This is a genomic window from Enterobacter sp. ECC_219_Taxon_10, assembly GCF_058354905.1.
In genome coordinates this window covers 59841-79419 of the sequence record NZ_CM178005.1, presented here as the reverse complement: position 1 = coordinate 79419, position 19579 = coordinate 59841, and the positions used below count along the sequence as shown (strand labels likewise).

Sequence of the window (19579 nt, the reverse complement as noted above, 5' to 3'; positions counted from 1 at the left end):
TTAAGGCTGATAATCTTCATATTCCCAGAAACTGAGTCGACTTAATTTGATGGCTGCTTTTGACCAATCACTATCATTGCAGGCAATGACCTTTTTCTCTACGTAAGAAAGGATCTCATCATAATCATATTCTTCGACAATGATCATTCCTTTACCAGACAAAACCGTATTTGATATTAGCTCGTTTTGAAGCCAAATTGGCGTACATACCAACATATCAAAAGCTTCAGCACCGTCTTGATCATTGGGTCCGATCATTGCTCTGATCCAACAACTAAAGTTGACAGGATCGGTTGGCCAATAGTTTATTAAACTATCTTCCAGTTCCAGCGATCTCAGCCCTTTCAATTCAATATTCATTTAGTTATATCCAGATGTCCATTGCTAATAGGTCTTCCCGTTGGCGTCAGTTTTTGTTCAAAATTGGCCTGAACCCCAGTCGTGGCATGAGGACTATTTGGTTTAGATGAAGGTGGGCGATAAACTCTCAACCCATCAGAACTTACCCATGCGGTACCATCACTAGATACTCTATACCCTGGCCCTACCCATGCTTCACCTAATGCGTTAGCGTCCTTAGCAGTAGCCTGGCCTAAACCAAAATTACCTTTGTTCCCTTTTGCCGCATCCCTCAATATACCTATCTGTTCTTCGACAGGTAGGGAAGATATATTATTGACATCGGATTTATTTGGTTGAGATTCAGTGCTCCGCGCATTCTCCTCATCCTGCGGCTCCCAGCCTCCCGGCGTGCCTGATCCCGCGCCACCCAGCTCTGCCTTCTCACCATCCGTCAGATCCTTGCCAATATTCGGATTCGAATTACTCCCGGAACCGTACTTATCCTGCAACGAACTGAGATACTTACTGGTGATCTCATCATTGCCCATCATTTCCAGGGTAACAAGATGATCCAGTTCATCAGTAGTCAGTTTGTCGGCAAGTGTTTTCGCCGCAGCGCCAGTAATACCGGCTTTCACCCCGATTTCCAGCAACTGCTCAGCAACTTTCGTCCGGCAGGGCGCTGCGATAGCACATCCTTCAAGGGCGAGTTTACTCAGCGAATTATTCTCAACCTCCACCTTCGCCGTTTCCGACGCCATCGCCGCCATGGAGACACTGCCATCCGTCACCGCAGCGCCCGCCAGACCTCCCGCGATACTCACGAGGCTACTGACCAGCCGTTTCTCATCCGCTGTCAGGTCACTGGATTTTTTATCTCCATACAACGCACTGACCAGATGGTCGGTCATCGCCGAGGCCGTAATGGCACCGATGGCTCCGGCCTTCAGGCCATCCGCACTGCTCCCGCCACTCAGCTGCGTCAGCGCCGCGGCCACAATACCGTGCAGCGCGGCACGGGCTGTCGGGTCCTTCTGCTCCTTGACCAGGGTCGCCAGCAGAGGGGCCGCCCCCGCTGCCGCGCCTGCCTTCAGGTTACCGCCAAGCGCACCTGCCAGTAAGCCTGCCGCTGCGCTGCCCTTCGTCCAGAAGTCACTCCCCGGACCGTATTCGGTATTCTGGTATCCAGGCTGCGTCTTCAGGAACGCTTCCTGCTCCTGCGGGGTATCGCCCTGCAGTTTTCCTTCTGACGCCAGCTTCGCGCCCAGCGCCGCATTGGATTCCCGCGCTTTCTGCTCCGCATACTTGCCGTAAGCATCCAGCGCAGAGGTGGCCAGCGCCGCGCCTTCGCTCTGGACCGCCAGGTTATCCCTGACCTTTTGCACATCACCGTTCACGTCCACGCCGTGGTGGGCGTCAGCCGTATCACGGCTCAGGTCAGCAATATCCTGTTTTTGTTCCGCCGGGTTGCGAATGACAATGCTACCGCCACTCACCGCTGATGAGGTCGTCCCGGTGTGGCTCTCTTCTCCCTGACCTGTACCGATAGCAGGTGCCAGGTTGCGGTTTTCACCGTTTCCGCTGCCACCCGCACTGCCGGAAAGCGCCACCGTGTAGCTGTTGCCGCTGGTCTGGCTCTCGTTGTGAAGATTACTGAAACCCAGCGTACCGGTGTCGAGGCTATTTTTATCAGCAGACGCCGTGGATGCAATCACCGCGCCGTCAAGCTGGGTATGATTTCCGGTGGTGACAGCAAAGCCGCCCTTGCCTGCGAATATCCCGCTCTGTTCAGCAACGCTCTTACCATTCTGAGTGATATTCTCACCCGATGCACTGACGCTACCGGAAGAGGCACCATAACACAGTGGCGGTATGCACAGACTGAGGGACGCGCCTGACGAAGACTGCTTACTGTCATAACTGGCCATATCCTGCACGCTGCTGATGGTGAGATCGCGTCCAGTGTTCACCACCACGCGGTTACCTTCCAGCTCCGCGCCTTTCAGGGTGGTGTCGCGTCCGCTGTTCACCGTGAGCTGTTCATCAGCATGGACAACGCTGTTGGTATTGCGCTGCGACTGGCTGTTTTCCTTACCCTTATGCTGTGACGCCCCCAGCTCCACCGAGATGCCGTTTTGCGCACCAATCAGGCTCACACCAGCCCCCACGCTAAACTGGCTACCGCTATTTTTGCTCTCAGAGGTGGTTGTGTTCTGGGAGGCCGCCAGCAGAATATCCCGACCCGCTTCCAGCGCCACGTGTTTACCCGCGATCTGCACCCCCGTGCCGGCAATGTCATTTCCGGCTCGGACAGAGACATTCTCACCGGCAGTAATGGTGGTGCCCTGCGTGTCCGTACTATGGTAACGACTGTCCTGTGATGACGTCCCCGCCGTTAAAGACACTTTAGCTTTGATGAGCGACGAGTCCGACATCGCGCCCTGTGCCGCGGTTGCCGCCGACTGGCCTGTTCTGATGGCGGTCAGCCTAGGGTCATCGCCGTTTTCTGCGCTGCGGGCAGCCGTCTCAGCGGCTTTTGCAGCATCGACAGCCCAACCACCAGCAGATGCCGTCACACCATACTGAGCGCTGCTGCTGTGGTTTTCACCGTCACGGGTATCCCGGCTCACCCCCATGAGTACATTTTCGCCACTGAGTGAGACCGATTTACCGGCACGGATATCCGTACCTGACAGGGAAAGATCGTTACCTGCCTGTGCGACAACGTTACCGTTTTTGCTGCTTAGCTGGCTGCGCAATCCGTTTTCGAGGCTGCTATCTTCCCGACTGCTGTTTTTTTCATGGCGGTAGCCTGCTGTGGCGCTGTAACTATCGCCTCCCAGCGTTCCCAGCGATTTGCTGCTGCCGCTGCTCTCATTACGTGATGTATCGCGTCCGGCTGAAACGGAGATATCTCCATTTGTGGCTGACAGCAACAGATCATCCGTGGCGGTCATCCGGCTGCCGCTGACATTCACGCTGCCGTCACGACTGTTAATGTAAATATCTGAGCCCTGAATGACCGACGCGTTTTGTGTGGTCCGGGTGCCGCTACTGTTGTTCTCCGCCTTGCTCATCCCGCCCGGCAGGAGCTGATTGCCGTGGGAACCCCCACCCGAGATGGCACGAACAGCACTTCCGGCATTCAGGTCGCTCGAAAGATTCCAGCCGCTATTTTTAGCGCTGCTGCCGTATTTCTCGCTGTCTGTGGAGGTGGTGATATCAACGTCGCGTTTCGCATCGAGGATCACCGTTTCACCGGCCTTAGCCTGGCTCCCGGCAATCAGGATATTGCCGCTGTTGCTGCCTCCCTGTTTACCGGTGGCAGTCATCTGGATATTGCCTGCGGCGGCAAGATGACTGCCGCTGTTAAACTCGCCCTCGTAGTACGACTCAGAGGAAGACCGGGTGGTGCCTGCGGCAACGGCCATCATCTGTCCTGGTCCGTCAAGCCCGAGCGCACCGCCTTCAGCTCCCAGTCCCTTCACTTTATCGACGGTACTGTTGCCGCTGTTACCCTTACCGCGCACGATATCACGCACGTTACGCACCGTGTCTTCGAATGGCGCTTTCACACTGACCGTGACGCCAGACGATTTGGTCTCCTGCTTCATAGACTGAGTGGTCGTATCCCGGCCAGGAAGGATGGCGATGCTGTCGCCGGTAATATCGATATGCCCGGTTTTGCGGGAGGCATCATCCTTCGCTCTTCCGGCAACCACATCTGTTGCACTGAGCTGGACGTTATTTCCGGCGCTGATGATGACATTACCGCCAGTAGTACCCACCGTGCTGCGGGCATCACTCTGCGTCGTATTTGCCCCCTGTCGGGTGCTTTTTGAAGACTGCGACCCGATGGTGATACCCAATCCCGACCCGCTGGAGAAAACGCCGGATTTCTTCGTCTTCTTCATGTCGTAGAACGTGTCGGTGTTGGTTGCTGCCTCCACGGTCAGATCATTTCCAGCCTTCAGGGCCACATCGCGCTCAGCGGCAACTGATGAGCCCTGCACCGTCAGGTTGTTACCTGCCTGGAGAGCAACGTTATCGCCGGAAAGCTGCGTACCTTTCTCACGTATGTGCGTTTCTTCATGGATGGTGTGAGTCGTTTTTTTACGCAGGAACCCGCCGGACGTCTTTTTCTCTTCCCGGTATGCATAGTCACTTTCGGTCGCCGTGGTAAGGGTGATATCCCGCCCGGCGGCCACAGCCGTATTGCCTGCGGCATAGATATCCGCTGCCTGCGCGGTCACATCCCGTCCGGCGACAACCGTCGCATTCCCACCCGCCGTGATGTCAGTTCCCAGCTGACGCACCGACTCGTTAATAACGGTTTTCTTGCCTGACCTGTAGCTGTCGCCCTGCGTGGTCTCTTCCGCAGCCAGATTCACGTCGCGACCCGCCTGCAGCCCGACATTGTTCTCCGCCGCCAGCGCGGCGGCCTGAGCGTTGATATCCTGCCCGGCCTTCAGCACCAGGTTATCGCCTGCGGAAATTGTGGTGCGGTCGATCCCGGTGCTGTGGGATTCGCTTTTCCCTTTCTGGCTGCTTTTGCTGGTCTGTGCCGCGTTCAGGTTGAGATTTTTGCCCGCGCTCAGCCCCGCGCTGCCGCCCGCCTTCAGGTCGCTGGCGGTCACGTCAAGGTCGTGCCCGGCATTCACCAGCAGGTTGCCGCCCGCGGTGATGTTGCTGCCCTGATACGTGACGGACGAGCGGCTGGTTTTCTCCCGGCTGGAGCTGTATGCGTCGTTGATCTGATTCGCGTTGACGGCAATATCGCCCCACGCGTTCAGCAGCATGTCGCCGCCGGAGGCCAGGTTCGCCCCGGTCACGGTGATGTTTTTCCCCGCCTCAAGCGACAGGCCATCCTGTGCGGTAATGGACGCCGTGTTGCCCAGAAGCGTGTCTTTCAGGCTGATGTTGCTGTATTTCCCTTTGGCATTGATATCAATCTGCTCAACCTGGGTCAGGTTGTTGATGCTGCCGTCCAGGCTCTCCAGCGCGACCGTTTTACCGCTGATGGTGGAGCTGATGTTATTGATGTCGCCGATGGCGCTCAGGTTCAGGTCGCCGCCCGCTTTCATCAGGCCGCTGTTGAGGTTGCTGATGCTGTTCTGGCTGTCGAGCGTCAGGCTGTTTTTCGCCAGCAGCGAGCTGCCGCTGTTGGTGATGCTGCCGCCCTTCAGGGTGACGTTGTTGCCCGCGATCACGCTGCCGTTATTGACGGTGACGTCCTTCGGCGACAGGTAGAGTTTCGGCACCATCACCGTTTCGCCGTTGACGGTGGCTTTCTCCCACCACAGCAGGCTGTGGTCGAGCGCGGCAATCTGATCCGCAGTCAGCGAGACGCCAAACTGCAGGCCAAGAGACTGCTGCGCCGCTGCGGCGTTGTCCATCAGATAGCGCATCTGATCCAGATCGGAGCCGATGCCGTTCAGGTAGCGGTTGCCGGTCTGGTTGAGCACCACGTTGGAGACATAGCGGGTATCGAACGCTGCATCGCCGAGGAAGCGATAATCATAGTCCGGGTTCAGGTTGAGGCGGCCCAGCATATAAGACGAGCCGAGGAACTGCTTCTCGTCGGTAAACGCCAGCCGCGTCTCCTGCGGCGCCGTGGACGACGGCTTGACTCCGAGCATCGCGTTCAGGTCGGCAAACAGGGTGGGATCAAGCTGCCCGAGACCGTTCAGTTTCGGGTTGATGCTGATCAGGTACGGGCTTTTCGGGTTGTCGGAGAAGACAAAATAGCCGTTGTTGCCCGACGGCAGCGGGTAAGCGCTGGTATCGACGCGCTGGCCCTGATAATGCCCGACGGCACCGCCCTGAGCGGTTCGGAGATCGGCGGTGGTGGCCCCGGCGTTCGCCAGCGCGCCCAGCTGGCCGAGATTGGCGTTACCTTTCTGCGTGGTGGCAATGTTACTGAGAGACGTGCCGGACGCACCGCCATTTTCCAGCGCCCCGCCGCCGTTAAGCTGCTGCAGCGCACCCTGGAGCTGATCGTTCCACTGCGGCGAGTTGACTGCCACGGTACCGGTATTGCTCAGCCCCTGTTTTTGCACCCCGCTGCCGATGGTCTGGTTGCTGAGGGTGTTCAGGGACGGCGCGGAGATAACGTTGCTGACGCCGCCCGCGTTGGCGGTGGTATTGGTGTTGCTGATATTGCTGGTGAAGTTCGCGGTGACGTTACCGCCTGCCTGAATGACGGCGCGATACGTACTACTTTCACCAGTATATTCCGTTTTTTGTTCGCCTAGTTTATAGGGTACCCAGCTACGATATTTTCGCTGGTCATCATCCCACCAGTACCATTTACCCTCACCGTATGACGACAACGGTGTCCATTTAGGGTCAGCACAATCTGAGAAAAACCACTCGCAATGATACTCTGCCTGCACGTAGGTAATACGTCGACCGGCTTCGGCTGAGAAATTGTTTAATGTCCCACCAGAAAGGGAGATATTACGCCCCGCCAGAATATTACTCGCGCGGTTATCCAGGGTTCCGGCATTAACAGTGATATCACGTCCAGCGGTGATACGAGCCGTACCTCCTGTAGCTGAAGCCTCTACGACTGACTCGCTGAGGATAAACTGCCTGATATCTTCTCCGAGAAGACGATATACAATCCCACGTGTACACTGCCCGCTGTTATTGCCCCCACCTGCCCGACATTCTTCATATTCATCAAACACCACGTTAGTGCCGTTGTGCTTCCACTCTTCCAGACTGATTTCAATATCGGGTTTCTGCTTACCGTAATAGGAACCATGCAAATAAGGTGACTGCTTCGGAATGGCATCCGGATATTGCTGCTCACGCTGATTAACGACCAGCCCCTCTGCTTCATTGCGCAGATATGCTGTTTTGATCGTAATATCACCACCCTGCGTCTCAATATTCCCCGACGTATTCACCACCTGGCTATTGGCATTCCCCGCTGCATCCCGCTGCATCCACAGGTTGTTCCCCGCCATGATGTCGCCGCGCTGGTTGGTGATGCTGTCGGCCAACAGCGCCAGATTATTGGCCGCATACAGCAGCGCGGTGTTGACGATGGCGCCCGGCGCGCTGAGAGTCAGCGAGCCGCGCGTGCCGGTGAAGCCGTCGACGGTAATATTGCTCCGGCTGGCCACGGTGATATCGCCCCCGCCCTGCACCGAGCCCGCGGCGTTCAGCGCCACATTGCTGCCAGAGAGCATACTGGCACCGCCGCCGGTAGTGATTTGTCCGTTGTTGCTGAGCTGCCCGCCCGCGCTGAGGTTAACCGCCTGCCCCTGCAGCACGCTGCGGTTATCGATGTCGCCGCCGCTGCTGATGGTCAGGGTTCGGCCTGCCGCCACGGCGGTCCGGCTGGTAAACGCGTTCGTCAGCTGCAGCGTTAAATCGCCCAGGGAAACCAGCTGGCCGGTGAGGTCCAGCCCCCGGCTCTGCAGCCACAGGTTGCCGCCGCTCAGCAGCTTGCCGCCCGCGCTCTGGGTCACCTGGTCGGCATTAATATTCAGCTGCGCGTTGCCGAGCAGCGTGCCGCTGTTGTTCAGATGGCCGTAGTTAACCGTCAGCTGTCCCGCCTGGGTGGTGCCCTGGCTGGCAAGCGTGGTGCCGGTCAGGGTGGCCCGGTCGGCCACCCACGTGCCGCCGTTAGTGGCGTTCGCCGCATTGAGGATCAGGTCAGTGGCCTGCAGCCAGCCGGTGCCGGTGAACTGCGGCGTGCCGAGCGTCAGGCGCGCGCCGGAAAGCAGCCTGCCGTCATTACGCGCCTGCGAGGAGGCGGTCACGCGCGTCTCGCCGCCGCCCTGGATCAGGCCGTAGTTAAACAACGCGGGTGTGGTCAGCGTCAGGCCATCGCGGCTGACGATTTCGCCCCCGCCGTTGTTGGTCAGCGTGCCGCTGAGGGCCAGCGTCGCGCCGTTATCGCCCTGCAAACGTCCGCCGTTGGTGAGCGCCCCGGTGGTGATGCCGAGCGTGCTCCCCTGAATCTTCCCGTCACTGGTGACACTGGCCGCCGTGACGTTCAGCGCCCCGCCGGAGAGCAGGGTGCCAGATGACTGCTGGCTCACCGCGCCGGTCTGGCTGAGGGTCAGGCCGTTCACGCCGCTGATGGCGCCGCTGTTGCTGAGCGTGCCACTTTTCAGCGTCAGGTTTTTCGCCGCCCATTGCCCCTGGTTCGCCAGCGTGGCAGCCTGCAGCGTCGCGCTGCCCAGCGCGGTAATCTTGCTGCCTGCGGTGCCAGTGAGCGTGTCGGCCAGCGTCATCTGCAGCGCGTCTGCGCTCTGCACCGCGCCGCTGTTGGTGAGCGACTGGGCGTTGAGCAGGATATTTTGTGCCTGCCAGCTTCCGGCGTTGGTCACCGCGCCGGACGTCATCGTCAGGGTGCCCTGAGTAAGCAGCTTGCCGCCTGCGCCGTTAATGAGTTCCTGCTGCGGCGCGGCCATCGCCATGCGCGCCATCAGCCGCTGCTGCCCCTGCAGGGTCAGGCTCTGCAGGCCGGTTAAGGTGCCCTGGTTGTTAATGCTGCTCTGACTCAGCGTGAGGCTTTTCCCCTGCACGGTGCCGCTGTTTTTGAGCGTGCTGCCGCCGAGCGTGACGTTATCCTCGCTGAGAAGCTGCCCGCGGTTATCCAGCGTCCGGGCGGTGATGTCCGCTCCGCCCTGGCTCATCAGCGAGCCGGTTGAGGTCAGCGTGCCGCCTGCATTTGCCGTCAGCGTTCCCTGGCTGAGCAGTGACCCGCCGTGCGACCAGTCGGTGGCGCGGACGTCTGCGCCGTTCCCCTGCAGCGTGCCCTGGGTGGTCAACTGGCCGGCATCCAGCGTCAGCATGCCGCCGGAAAGCGTGCGCGAATTCGTGCTCGTGGTCAGCGTGGTGCCGGTGAGCGCCAGGCCGTTCGTTCCCTGCATCAGCCCGCCGTTGTTGAGATCGCGAGCGTTGAGGGACAGCGTGCCGCCCATGATGCGCCCCGGGTTCTCCAGGGTGTCCGCGGTGAAGGTAGTTGCGCCGCCGCTCTGCAGCAGCCCGGTATTTGTTAACGCCCCGCTGAGCGTGCCGCTGAGTCCCGTCAGCCCGTTCACCGTGCCGCTGTTGGTTAGGGTGCTGCCCGTCATGCCCAGCGTCGCGCCCTGCAGCGTACCGGCGTTCGTCAGCTGTCCGCCCTTCAGCGTGAAGCCGCCGCCGGAGAGCCATTTGCCGTTCAGCTCGTTGATAAAGCGATCGGCGGTGGCGTTAACGGCGTTGCTGCCCTGCATCAGGCCGCTGTTGCGCAGTTCCGCTGCGCCTGCGGTCAGCGTTTTGCCCGCCACCGTGCCGCTGCTGGTCAGCGTCGTCGCGTTAAGGATGGCATTTTCAGTGGCAACGAGGTTCCCCGTATTTGTCAGGGTGTTGCTCAGGCCAAGATCCAGACTCTGCGCCTGAATATCGCCCTGGTTCGTCAGGTCACTTCCCCGGAGGGTGAACCCGCCGTCCACCAGCAGCAGACCGGCGTTATCAAGCGTGTCGAGGTGTAAATCCAGGTTGCTGCCGCTCACCAGCTGTCCGGTATTCCTGTTACTCAGCGCGCGGGTGGTCAGCGCCAGCGCGTCGTTACCCTGCAGAATGCCGGTGTTGGTCAGCTGCGCGGCCTTCACCGTCAGCGCTTTCCCGGCCAGCTGGCCGTCGTTAAACAGCTGCGCCGCCGTCAGCGTAAACAGGTTCTGGCTGAGCAGAGCCCCTTTGTTGTCCAGCCTGCCAGTGGCGGAAAGCGTCAGGGCGTCCAGCGCCTGAACGCTGCCCTGGTTGCTCAGGCTCTCTGCGCCAAGCGTCGCGCTGCGCCCTTGCAGGCTGCCCGCGTTGCTGAGGTTTTTTCCGCTCAGGGTCAGGGTCTCGCCGCCCGTCACCTGCCCCTGGGTCTGGTTCGCGAAAGTATCGCCGGACCAGGCCAGCGTGCTGCTGCCCTGAAGCAGGCCGCTGTTCTGCAGATCGCCGCGCAGGGTAAGCACTTTCGCCAGCAGCTGGCTCCGGTTATCGGTGCTGCCGGCCTGAACGTCCAGTGCCTGCTGGCTGAGAACCTTGCCGCTGTTGGTCAGCGCGCCGGTCACCTCCGCCGTCACGCCCGATTCCCCCAGCGCGTTACCGGTGTTGATCCACTCGCCGGTGGCCAGGTTTAGCGTTTTGCCCTGCAAAAGCCCGGCGTTGTTTAAGGTGGTGTGTTGCAGATCGAGCGCGCCACCGGAGAGCAGCATGCCCGACTGTTGATTGCTGAGCTGCGCCCCCGTCGCCGTCAGGGAATGGGTGCCCTGCAACGTGCCGCCGTTAGTGACTGCCGCGCTGTTGAACTGTGCGTCGGTACCTGCCATCAGCCCGCCGTTCGTCAGGCTGGCGGTAGTCAGGGTCAGGCCGTCCCGGGCAATCACCCGCCCGTCGGCATCGTTGGCGGCCTGGCGGGTCAGGTTCAGCAGCAGCGCGGTGGCGCTGAGCTCGCCGCTGTTAGCAAGCGTGTCGCCGTTGAGCGTCAGCGTTCCGCTGCTGCGCAGCGCGCCACGGTTACTGATGTCTGCCACACCGAGCGTCAGGGTATCTTCCCCCTGAACGGTGCCCTGGTTTTGCAGGCTGTTCGCCGTCACGTGCAGGTCGCTGGCCGCAATATTGCCCGCGTTAACCAGCGTGGTGCCGTTCAGCGTGATCCGCTCGTCCGCCAGCAGGCGTCCGCTGTTGCTCAGGTTGAGATAGTCGCTGCTCAGACTGACGCCGTTGATTTCACCCTGGTTTGTCAGCGTGTCGCCTTTGACGCGCAGCATGCCGTCGGTGGTGATAAGACCGCTGTTAGCCAGCACGGGTATGTTCAGCGTTAAATCCTGCGCGCTGTAGACCGATCCCCCGGTCAGGTTCGCGAGCGATCCGGTCTTCAGGCTGAGCAGGCTGGTTCCCTGCAGCAGGCCGCCGTTCTCCACCGACGCACCGTCCAGCGACAGGGTATCGGCCACCAGCGAACCGCGGGTGGTGATGCGGTCGCCTGCCGTCAGGGTCATGCGGTCCGCTTTTGCGACGCCGGACAGGAAGATGTTCTGTCCGCTGAGGCCGATCGTACCGGCGGTAAGTTCCCCGCTGCTGGTCAGGTCGTTGGTCGCGTTAAAATTCAGGGTGTTACCGGTGGATTTCCCGGCGTGCGCCAGCGTGCCTGCGGTCGCCAACAGCGCTCCTTTTGCCGCCTGGGTGCCGTTCAGCGTCGCATTCTGCGCCTGAAGGGTAAGCGCCTGCCCGCTTTGCAGGTGGGCATCCCGATCGGTGATCAGATCGCTGGTGGAAACGGTTAATGCCCCCGCCGCGTCCGTCTGCCCGTTCAGGCTGGCGCTACGGTTGGCGGTAAGCTGGACGTTGCCCTGGCTGGTAGTACGGGACGCCTGACCGCTGGTCAGGGTATCGGCCTGCGCCGTCAGCGCCGTCGCGCCGGACAGGGTGCCATTCTGTTCAAGGGTGCCTGCTGTCACGTTCATCGCGCCGTCAGCCAGCAGGTTGCCGCCGTTACGCAGGGTTTGCCGCGCCGTGACGTTCGCATCCCCTTTCGCGCTCAGCGCGCCCTGCTGCTCCAGATTATCAGCATTTAACGTCAGTTTTCCGACGCTCTGGAGGGTGCCATTATTGATGATCGTCTGCCCCTTCAGGGTGACGTCGTTACCCTGCGCCGTACCGCCGTTCGTCAGGTCTCCGGCGTTCACATCCAGATGACCTTTCGCCGCCAGCTGGCCGCCGTTTGACACCCTGTCGCCGGAGAGCACAATGTCGCGCCCCGCATTCACCAGTCCCTGGTTACTGACGGTACTGCCCGTCAGGCGGATATCGCCCGAGGCGTCGGCCCGGCTCTGGCCGTCCAGCACCAGCTGTCCGCCGCTCAGCGCAAGGTTCTCCCCTGCCGAGATTGCACTGCCCGTGGCTGACAGCGTGCCGCCGCTGGTCAGCGTGGTGCGGGTATCGCTGCCGACGCGGGTACTGGTCAGCGCGATATCCTTTCCGGCCGCCACGCTGAGCGCGCCTTTACTGGTGATGCTGCCGCCGCGCTGCGTCAGACTGCCGTCGGTAGACAGCATGGTGTCGGTCTGGCCTGTCAGCGTCGCATCCGAAAGCGCAATCCCCTGCCTGCCCACGACCGCCAGCGCGCCCGCGCTGTTCGTCCCGCCGCCCGTCATCTGCACTTTTCCCTCACCGGAAAGGCGCATATCGCCGCTGCTGGCGAGCATGCTGTTATTGAGTTCCACATCCTGCGAGCTGGTCACGTTCAGCGCGCCACCGGCCTGATGGCTGCCGTTGAGGGTCACCCCCGCGCCGCTGGCGGCGATCGATCCGCTGGCAAGGCTGTTCGAGACCGTCAGTTTGCCGCCCGCATCAAGCTGAATATCCCCCTGCCGCGCGTTGAGGTTGCCGAGGTTCACCCCCACGCCCGCCTCGCTGGAGACCAGGCGGATACGGTTGGCATACATCCCGCCGAGCGCGCCGGTATCCACAGCCACCACGGGTGCGGCCCCCTCACCGGCAATCGGCTTAACGCTTCCATCTTCGCCAACGCGGTTCGCCCCCGCCGTCACCTTCAGGTCGTTCGCGTGAATCGCGGCGTTCACTTCCGTTGCGCGCGCAATAATCGACAGCGCGTCGCTCCTGCTGGCGTCCAGCCCCTGGCCTTCAACCGTGATGGCCCCTTTCGTTACGTCCAGCGCCAGCAGGTTACCGTTAGCGTCAAACTGCGGTTTACCCGTGGTCAGCGTGGCATTGGGGGTGTTGATAAACCCGCATCCGTTACAGGTGATACCGTACGGGTTAGCCACCATGACGTTTGCCGCCTTGCCGGCGACTTCCGTATAGCCCTGCAGCTGCGAGCGGCTGGCCCCTGTGACTTCGTTGATGATGCCTTTCGCTTCCCGCCCGGCCTGCAGGTTGGGGTTGTTCTGGATAAGCCCGCCCAGCTGGGTCTGGGTTAAACGGTCCGTGCCGTTATTGAGGATAAGCCCCTCTTTGCCGACGTTGTAATCCTGGAACTGGTTATGCGAAATACCCGCCCCGTTCGGCGTGGCGACATTGATGACCGGAACCCCGTTCCCCGCCCGATCCACCGTGGTCTGCCCGGTCGGCGTGAGCGCCGCCGCGACGGCAGGAGCCATCGGTTGCCAGATCATCAGGCCGCAGACAATCCAGCTGATCAGACGCTGCGAGAAACGAACGGGAGGGTGACGGGTATCCATAGTCGTAGAGTCTCTTAAAGCATAAAGGCAATGCGCCAGTTAACGCTCACATGATCCGGGCCGAGCCAGTCGGGATAGTGCAGCGGCGTGCCGACTGAAACCTGGCTGCTGTACCAGCGCCCGGCGCTGCTCAGCCCTACAGAGGCACCCCATAACGTGCCGGAGGCAAAGCGGTCCTGACTGTCTTTCTCCAGCCAGCCGCCGTCAACGGCGACCGTGGCGCTCACCGCGCCAATCACCGGGAGGGTGAAGAGGGAATATCCCAGCTCGTTACGCCAGTAGCCGCCGTTATCCCCGGACAGATACTGCTCTTTAAAACCGCGCACGGAGCTTTCGCCGCCGAGCGTCAGACGCTCGGAGCCGTACAGCCGGTCAGGCGACCACTGGCCGTAGGCGCTGGTCAGCCACCAGGCGTTACGGGCTATCGGACGCTGGAAGCTGGCGTTCAGGCTCCATTTGCGGAATTCAGCCCGCGGCATATCGCCGGATTTATCTTCGTCGGTTTCGGCATTGAACCACGGCATGCCGTGGCTCCAGGTCGGGTTGAAGGTCGCGACGCCGCCCAGCATTTTTTGCGTGTGGGTAACGCCCAGGATCAGGCTGGAGAGATTGCGCGTGCTGCTCTGAAGCGGCGCGTCGTTGAGCCAGTTGCGGCTTGAACGCTGAACCACGCCTGCCGCGATGCCGGTTTTCACATCCCCGTTGCGGAAAACCACCCACGACGCGTTGACGCGGTGGGTTTTGGTATCGCCCGTAGAGAGCCAGTTGAACCCCTGGTTATTGATGGTGGTTCGGTAGTTGCTCCAGGCATAGCTGTAGTCCAGCAGGCCGTAGCCAAACGGCACGCTGACGCCCGCCTGGAAATTCTGCGCATCGTACGCGCTGGCAAAATCGCTGCTGCGCCCGCCGCTGACGAACCATTTATCCGCCAGCCCCAGCATATTATTGGCGGTGAGCACGCCATTAAGCTGCTCTTCACCGGTGCTCTTCTGCCCGCTATTATCCAGGCTTACCGATGCACTTAACGGAAATTCCGGTTTTGCCGTGAGATTAACAATCGAATATCCTTGCTGGGTTCCCGGAAGAATTTCAATCTGAACCGGCTCGGCGCGCAAACGGTTTATTTGCTCCATGCCCTGTTCGATGTCGCGTAAATTAAGGATGCGCCCCACCCGTCCCGGAAACGCCATTTTCAGCATCCGCGGCGTTTCACCTTCCAGGCGAATCGCTTCCAGCCGGCCTTCCAGCACAACAATATTCAGCTGGCCCCCGGAGAGATCCTGCTCGGTAAGAAAGGCGCGGCTGGTGATATATCCCCGGCTGATATACCAGTCAGAAATATGGGCCAGAAGCTCCGTTATTTTCGCCATATCCAGACACTGTCCTTGCCACGGCGCAACAAGGTTATGCTGGTTTTTTGGAGAGATTAAGGTCGCGCCGGAAAGCGTAATGCTGTTAATGGTGAAACAGGGCCCGGAGCCGGTAACAGGCCCTGGTCTGGCGGGCTCGGGGAGGGGAATACTCCGCTCCAGCTCGTCACGCTGCTGCTGGTTTTGAAGTAAAAGCTGCTGCTGTTGCTGTTGAATAGCATCGCGATCCGCTGGAGACAGCGGTGCAGCGTTAGCGCTCGCTGAAAATAGCGCAGCCAGGAACATAGCAATAGCATAATTTCTAAATGAAATTATTTTATTTTTTATTTTAGACGTGTTCATCCATGCCACAAAATTAAGACGCAATTATAATTTGTACAATATAAGAGCATTCTTAAGGCGAGTATATCTAATTTAAGTTATGGCATCTTAAAAAAGATTATTTTAGAAGCGTAAGAAGTCACTTAACAAAAAATAAGAAATGTTTAACTAACCCTTAAATCTTAAGTTAGCTGCAATGCATTAAATATGCAGACGGAACGTTTTCCGCCACTCAGCAGGGCTCACCCCAAAGCGTGCCTTAAACTGCTGCCGCCAGGTGACGGCGGAATTAAATCCCACCAGCTCCGCCACGCTCTCAACGGGCATATTTCCGGCTTCAAGCAAAATCTGGCTGCGCCGCAGGCGTTCGGCGGTAAGCCAGTCGGCGACGCTCATGCCCGTGGCTTTAATAAAATGGCGGGTCAGCGTGCGGCGGCTCATCGAAACCACCTCCGCCAGCGAGTCCAGGCTATGCGGTTCGGTAATGTGCTGCTGCAGGTAGTCGATCAGGCAGTTAATGCGTGCGTCACGGGTATCTTTCGGTACCGGCTGGGCGATGAACTGCGCCTGCCCGCCCTCGCGGTGCGGCGGTACAATCATCCGGCGGGCAATCTGGTTGGCGACCACGCTGCCAAAGCGCTGGCGAATAATATACAGGCAGCAGTCCAGCGCGGCCGCGGTACCGGCAGAGGTGATGATATTGCCGTCATCCACGTAGAGGGCATTGATATCCAGCTCGACGTTCGGGAAGAGCGACTGGAACTGGCGTTCAAATTCCCAGTGGGTGGCGGCCCGTTTACCGTCGAGGATCCCCGCCCAGGCCAGCACAAAAGACCCCAGACATAGCCCGACGATTTCTGCGCCGCGGTCTCTCGCCTGTACCAGGCTGTCTAGCAGCGTCTGAGGCGGACATTCAAGAACGTGCTGCCAGTAGGGAACGACAACAATATCGGCCTGCCCGATGGCGGTGTAATCATGCGTGGCATTGAGGGCGAACCCGTCTTTTGAGCTAAGAAACCCCGGCGTTTCGGCGCAGATCGTCACATTAAAGCGCTTTTCGCCGGAGACCGAATCGCCAAACAGAATGCAGGGAACGGAGTAGTGGAATGGGCTGAACCCGTCTACCGCGACAATCGCGACGTTGACTAGCGACATCTGTCTCTCCTTTCCCGTTAACGCACTCAGAATATAACGGTTTCGCCATCCTGGGGAATGCTCACCGCATCGCTCACCTGGTTGGCTTCAACGTACTCACGCAGCGCGCTGCGGGTCAACAGGCAGTGGTTAATCGCCTCCATATGGCTCGCCACAATGTTGGCCTGCGGCAGCAGGAAATGAACGTTGAGCACGTCCTCCTGCCCCATAATAATGGGCCCAAAGCCGATGACGTGGGCATAGCCGGCGTTCAGTACCACTACATCCGGCTGGTGCTTTTGCAGATCGGCCGCCACCTCTTCGCGCCAGATGGTATCCCCGGCAAGATAGAGCGTCTTCTCGTCGGGATGACGCAGCACCACGCCACAGGCCTCGCCCAGCCGCTCCGCCAGCTCCGGTACGGCGTAAGCGCGGTCGGTACCGTGCTGGCCGCCGCGGGTTTTCGTAATCTGAATATCGCCAAAGGTGGTCGCGTCGGTCATGACCGTCAGGTTGCTAAACCCCTGGCTGCGCAGCAGCGCGGCGTCACGCTCGTTTTGCACGTAGATCGGTTTATCTTTGGCGATCAGCTCTGCTGCGGCGCGATCCCAGTGATCATCATGTGTATGAGTGACGATCACCGCGTCGACGTCCAGCAGCGTGTTGACGTCAACGGGGAGTTCGACCGTCGGGTTACGGATATCGGCATGCGCCGTGCCGGGAAAGCCCGGATAAGCGCCCTTCGGGGCCAGCATCGGGTCGATTAAAAGACGTTTTCCGGCGTAGGTAATCAGCTGGGTGGCGTTGCGAATGTGGGTAATGTTCATGGGCTATCCTCCGGTTGGTGTGATAAGGAGGATAGCCAGCCGTCGCCGGTAACGCTGTGGGTTAAAGGGCGATTACCGATGGAATCGGGCCAATTTAATCACCGCGTTTTCTGCCGGTTCCTTTACCAGCCCGGCACCGCCCCGCCGTTAAAGATCGTCTCCGCCGCTTTCGCCACTTCCGGTGACTGATAGGACTGGATAAACGCCTTCACGTTCTCCGCGTCTTTGTTGTCTTCGCGCGTCACCACGATATTCACGTACGGCGAGTTTTTATCTTCAATAAAGACGCTGTCATGCACCGGCGACAGCCCGGTTTGCTGAATATAGGTGGTGCTGATGATGGCGACATCCACTTTCGGATCCTCCAGCACGCGCGGCAGCTGTGCCCCTTCCAGCTCCATAATTTTCAGCTGTTTAGGGTTGGCGGTAATATCCAGCGCCGTCGGCAGCAGCCCGGTGTCCGGCTTCAGGGTGATGAGCTTCTCTTTTTGCAGCAGCAGCAGCGCGCGGCCAAGGTTGGTCGGATCGTTTGGAATGGCGATAGTCGCCCCGTCCTTCAGGTCAGACACGGATTTGATTTTGCGGGAATAGCCAGCCATCGGGAAAACGAAGGTGTTCGCCACGGCCACCAGCTTGTAGCCATGCGCCTTGTTATCTTCTGCAAGGAACGGGCGGTGCTGGAAGACGTTGGCATCCAGCTCTCCCTGATTTGTGGCATCGTTAGGCAACAGCGAGCCGCTGAACCCTACCAGCTCCACGTCCAGGCCATATTTCTCTTTCGCCACCTTTTTGGCGACTTCCGCCACGTCCTGTTCCGCGCCGTTGATGACGCCCACTTTAATGTGTTTGGCATCGCTGCCACTTTGATCGCACCCTGCCAGCAGCAGGCCAGCGAGTACCAGAGCACCCAATCGACGTTTCACGAGACAGTTCCTTTTGCTGAATGGTGTAGTGACTATATCGACAACGAGGCGGTGAAATAAAAAACGAAAAAGAATCAATAAGAAGGATAAGTTATATGCGGGTATCGCCGGGCGGCGCTGCGCTTACCCGGCATCAGGGATCACGACGTTGTCGTCCAGTCCTCGACGGCAAGCTCCTGCACCATTCTGAATGCACGTTTGTACGCAGCATATTCTAGAGCCCTTCAAATGGATCTCTCGTTGTATAGCTCTGATTACGTTCCTCTTTGCTCAGGAATGAATCTGGAACATGGGTCTGCTTCAATAAACGTAAAAAGTTATCTCTATGACGCTCTTTCTCCGATCTCGCAGTTAAAACGACATTCCCCACCTCATCCCGCCGGATGTAGACGCTCTCCGTATCAAACGCGAATTCAGCAGGCAGCATCACCGCCTGATTCCGCCCCTTTTTGAAGAGTTTTGCTGTCCGTTCCATTGACATCTCCATGCTTTATTTAACCAGGCCAAAGCATGCGCCAGGGCCTGAAAAGAAGACAAGCAGCACGCTTCAAATTAGGAAAGCGACTCGCAATAAATAGCAGAATCCATAATCACCGCAGCGGACTTAAAGCGCTTTCGCCAGGTAATGTCGCTGCATGCCCGGATAAGGATAATCCTGCAAAGACATTTGCAACTGGTACCCCTGTTTTTCATAAAACGGGCGCGCCTGGAAGCTGACGGTATCCACCAGCGCGTGCTTACAGCCTTTGCGTCTGGCTTCCTCTTCGGCCGTTTTGATAAGCTGGCTGCCCACGCCGGTACCCCGCACGGTGTCGCTCACCCAGAGATAGTCGATATTCAGCCAGTCGCCTTTACGCACGCCGATTAACCCGCCCAGCATTGCGCCATTATCGTCACGCACGTAAACCCCAACGTCGCCGCTAAAATTTGTCAGATCGAGAAACTGCCCGTTAAAAGCCCTCAGACCCGTCAGTAACTCCTCTTTCTCCTGCGTCGTGACATTATCAGTAATGCTCAGGTGCATATTTTTCTCCTTATTTTTTCTGCCGTTTCACTATCGCATACCCACACTCTGGAGAAAATTCATACTTTCGACTGGCGTCGCGACACTGAATGTAACGATATATTTCATGGGAAGCCTGTGACTTCTCAAGGGGGTTTTGATGAAAGCTGCGCACCTGGTCTGCCTGCTGGTTTGTCTGCTCTTCGCCACGTTTGTCCATGCTCAGGAAAAAGACGATCCGGCAAAGGATGCACAAATAAAACAGCAGGTTCTGAAAGATGTGAAGAAAGCCTGTACGCCGCAGAAAAAGCAGAGCGATAAGGCCTGGCAGGCAATGATTTTGTCTTCAGAGGCCAACCAGCTGCTGATCAAAAATGCCGTTACCGCCGTGAAGCGCGACAACCTGGACGCCTACTGGGATGCAGTAAGTCAGGTGGATTGCATGGAGGATTATTGAGTT

At 59.0% G+C, this 19579-nt stretch carries 9 protein-coding genes; 1 reads left to right on the top strand and 8 read right to left on the bottom strand.

Going from position 1 to position 19579, the window contains the following annotated elements; translation table 11 throughout:
• The 8 genes from AC4ICF_RS00320 to AC4ICF_RS00285 all read right to left on the bottom strand — a co-directional run bounded on the left by AC4ICF_RS00320 (position 1) and on the right by AC4ICF_RS00285 (position 19140).
• A complete protein-coding gene (locus AC4ICF_RS00320; RefSeq protein ID WP_116342911.1) occupies positions 1–360 on the bottom strand; it encodes an immunity 8 family protein in 360 nt (119 codons plus the stop codon).
• Positions 357–13541, bottom strand: a complete 13185-nt coding sequence (locus AC4ICF_RS00315) for a hemagglutinin repeat-containing protein (RefSeq protein ID WP_491466140.1) — start codon at positions 13539–13541, stop codon at positions 357–359. The genes AC4ICF_RS00320 and AC4ICF_RS00315 overlap by 4 nt, the downstream gene beginning before the upstream one ends.
• Before the next feature lie 14 nt (positions 13542–13555).
• Positions 13556–15196 carry a ShlB/FhaC/HecB family hemolysin secretion/activation protein gene (locus AC4ICF_RS00310; RefSeq protein WP_166709615.1) on the bottom strand — a complete coding sequence of 547 codons (1641 nt, stop codon included), beginning with the start codon at positions 15194–15196 and terminating at the stop codon, positions 13556–13558.
• A gap of 237 nt (positions 15197–15433) precedes the next feature.
• Entirely contained in the window at positions 15434–16387 is a 954-nt protein-coding gene (locus AC4ICF_RS00305; RefSeq protein ID WP_316380379.1) for a GlxA family transcriptional regulator, read from the bottom strand.
• 26 nt (positions 16388–16413) lie between these two features.
• Entirely contained in the window at positions 16414–17193 is a 780-nt protein-coding gene (locus AC4ICF_RS00300; protein ID WP_316380378.1) for an MBL fold metallo-hydrolase, read from the bottom strand.
• A 122-nt stretch (positions 17194–17315) separates the two neighbouring features.
• Positions 17316–18116, bottom strand: coding sequence for a lipoprotein NlpA (gene nlpA / locus AC4ICF_RS00295; RefSeq protein ID WP_302219447.1), 801 nt, complete (start codon positions 18114–18116; stop codon positions 17316–17318).
• A 214-nt stretch (positions 18117–18330) separates the two neighbouring features.
• The gene (locus tag AC4ICF_RS00290; protein ID WP_302219449.1) at positions 18331–18591 is read right to left on the bottom strand and encodes an antitoxin; all 261 of its coding nucleotides are present in this window, start codon (positions 18589–18591) and stop codon (positions 18331–18333) included.
• A gap of 129 nt (positions 18592–18720) precedes the next feature.
• The gene (locus AC4ICF_RS00285) at positions 18721–19140 is read right to left on the bottom strand and encodes a GNAT family N-acetyltransferase (protein ID WP_316380377.1); all 420 of its coding nucleotides are present in this window, start codon (positions 19138–19140) and stop codon (positions 18721–18723) included.
• A 139-nt stretch (positions 19141–19279) separates the two neighbouring features.
• On the opposite strand from AC4ICF_RS00285, the gene AC4ICF_RS00280 reads away from it, so the two are divergent.
• On the top strand, positions 19280–19576 hold the full coding sequence (locus tag AC4ICF_RS00280) for a YicS family protein (RefSeq protein WP_316380376.1): 297 nt from the start codon (positions 19280–19282) through the stop codon (positions 19574–19576).
• The last annotated feature ends 3 nt before the right edge of the window (positions 19577–19579 follow it).

What these genes read in the sequence shown, in the direction of transcription:
- AC4ICF_RS00320 (WP_116342911.1), bottom strand. Translation starts at nt 360, where the DNA reads ATGAATATTGAATTGAAAGGGCTGAGATCGCTGGAACTGGAAGATAGT.
- AC4ICF_RS00315 (WP_491466140.1), bottom strand. Translation starts at nt 13,541, where the DNA reads ATGGATACCCGTCACCCTCCCGTTCGTTTCTCGCAGCGTCTGATCAGC.
- AC4ICF_RS00310 (WP_166709615.1), bottom strand. Translation starts at nt 15,196, where the DNA reads ATGTTCCTGGCTGCGCTATTTTCAGCGAGCGCTAACGCTGCACCGCTG.
- AC4ICF_RS00305 (WP_316380379.1), bottom strand. Translation starts at nt 16,387, where the DNA reads ATGTCGCTAGTCAACGTCGCGATTGTCGCGGTAGACGGGTTCAGCCCA.
- AC4ICF_RS00300 (WP_316380378.1), bottom strand. Translation starts at nt 17,193, where the DNA reads ATGAACATTACCCACATTCGCAACGCCACCCAGCTGATTACCTACGCC.
- AC4ICF_RS00290 (WP_302219449.1), bottom strand. Translation starts at nt 18,591, where the DNA reads ATGGAACGGACAGCAAAACTCTTCAAAAAGGGGCGGAATCAGGCGGTG.
- AC4ICF_RS00285 (WP_316380377.1), bottom strand. Translation starts at nt 19,140, where the DNA reads ATGCACCTGAGCATTACTGATAATGTCACGACGCAGGAGAAAGAGGAG.
- AC4ICF_RS00280 (WP_316380376.1), top strand. Translation starts at nt 19,280, where the DNA reads ATGAAAGCTGCGCACCTGGTCTGCCTGCTGGTTTGTCTGCTCTTCGCC.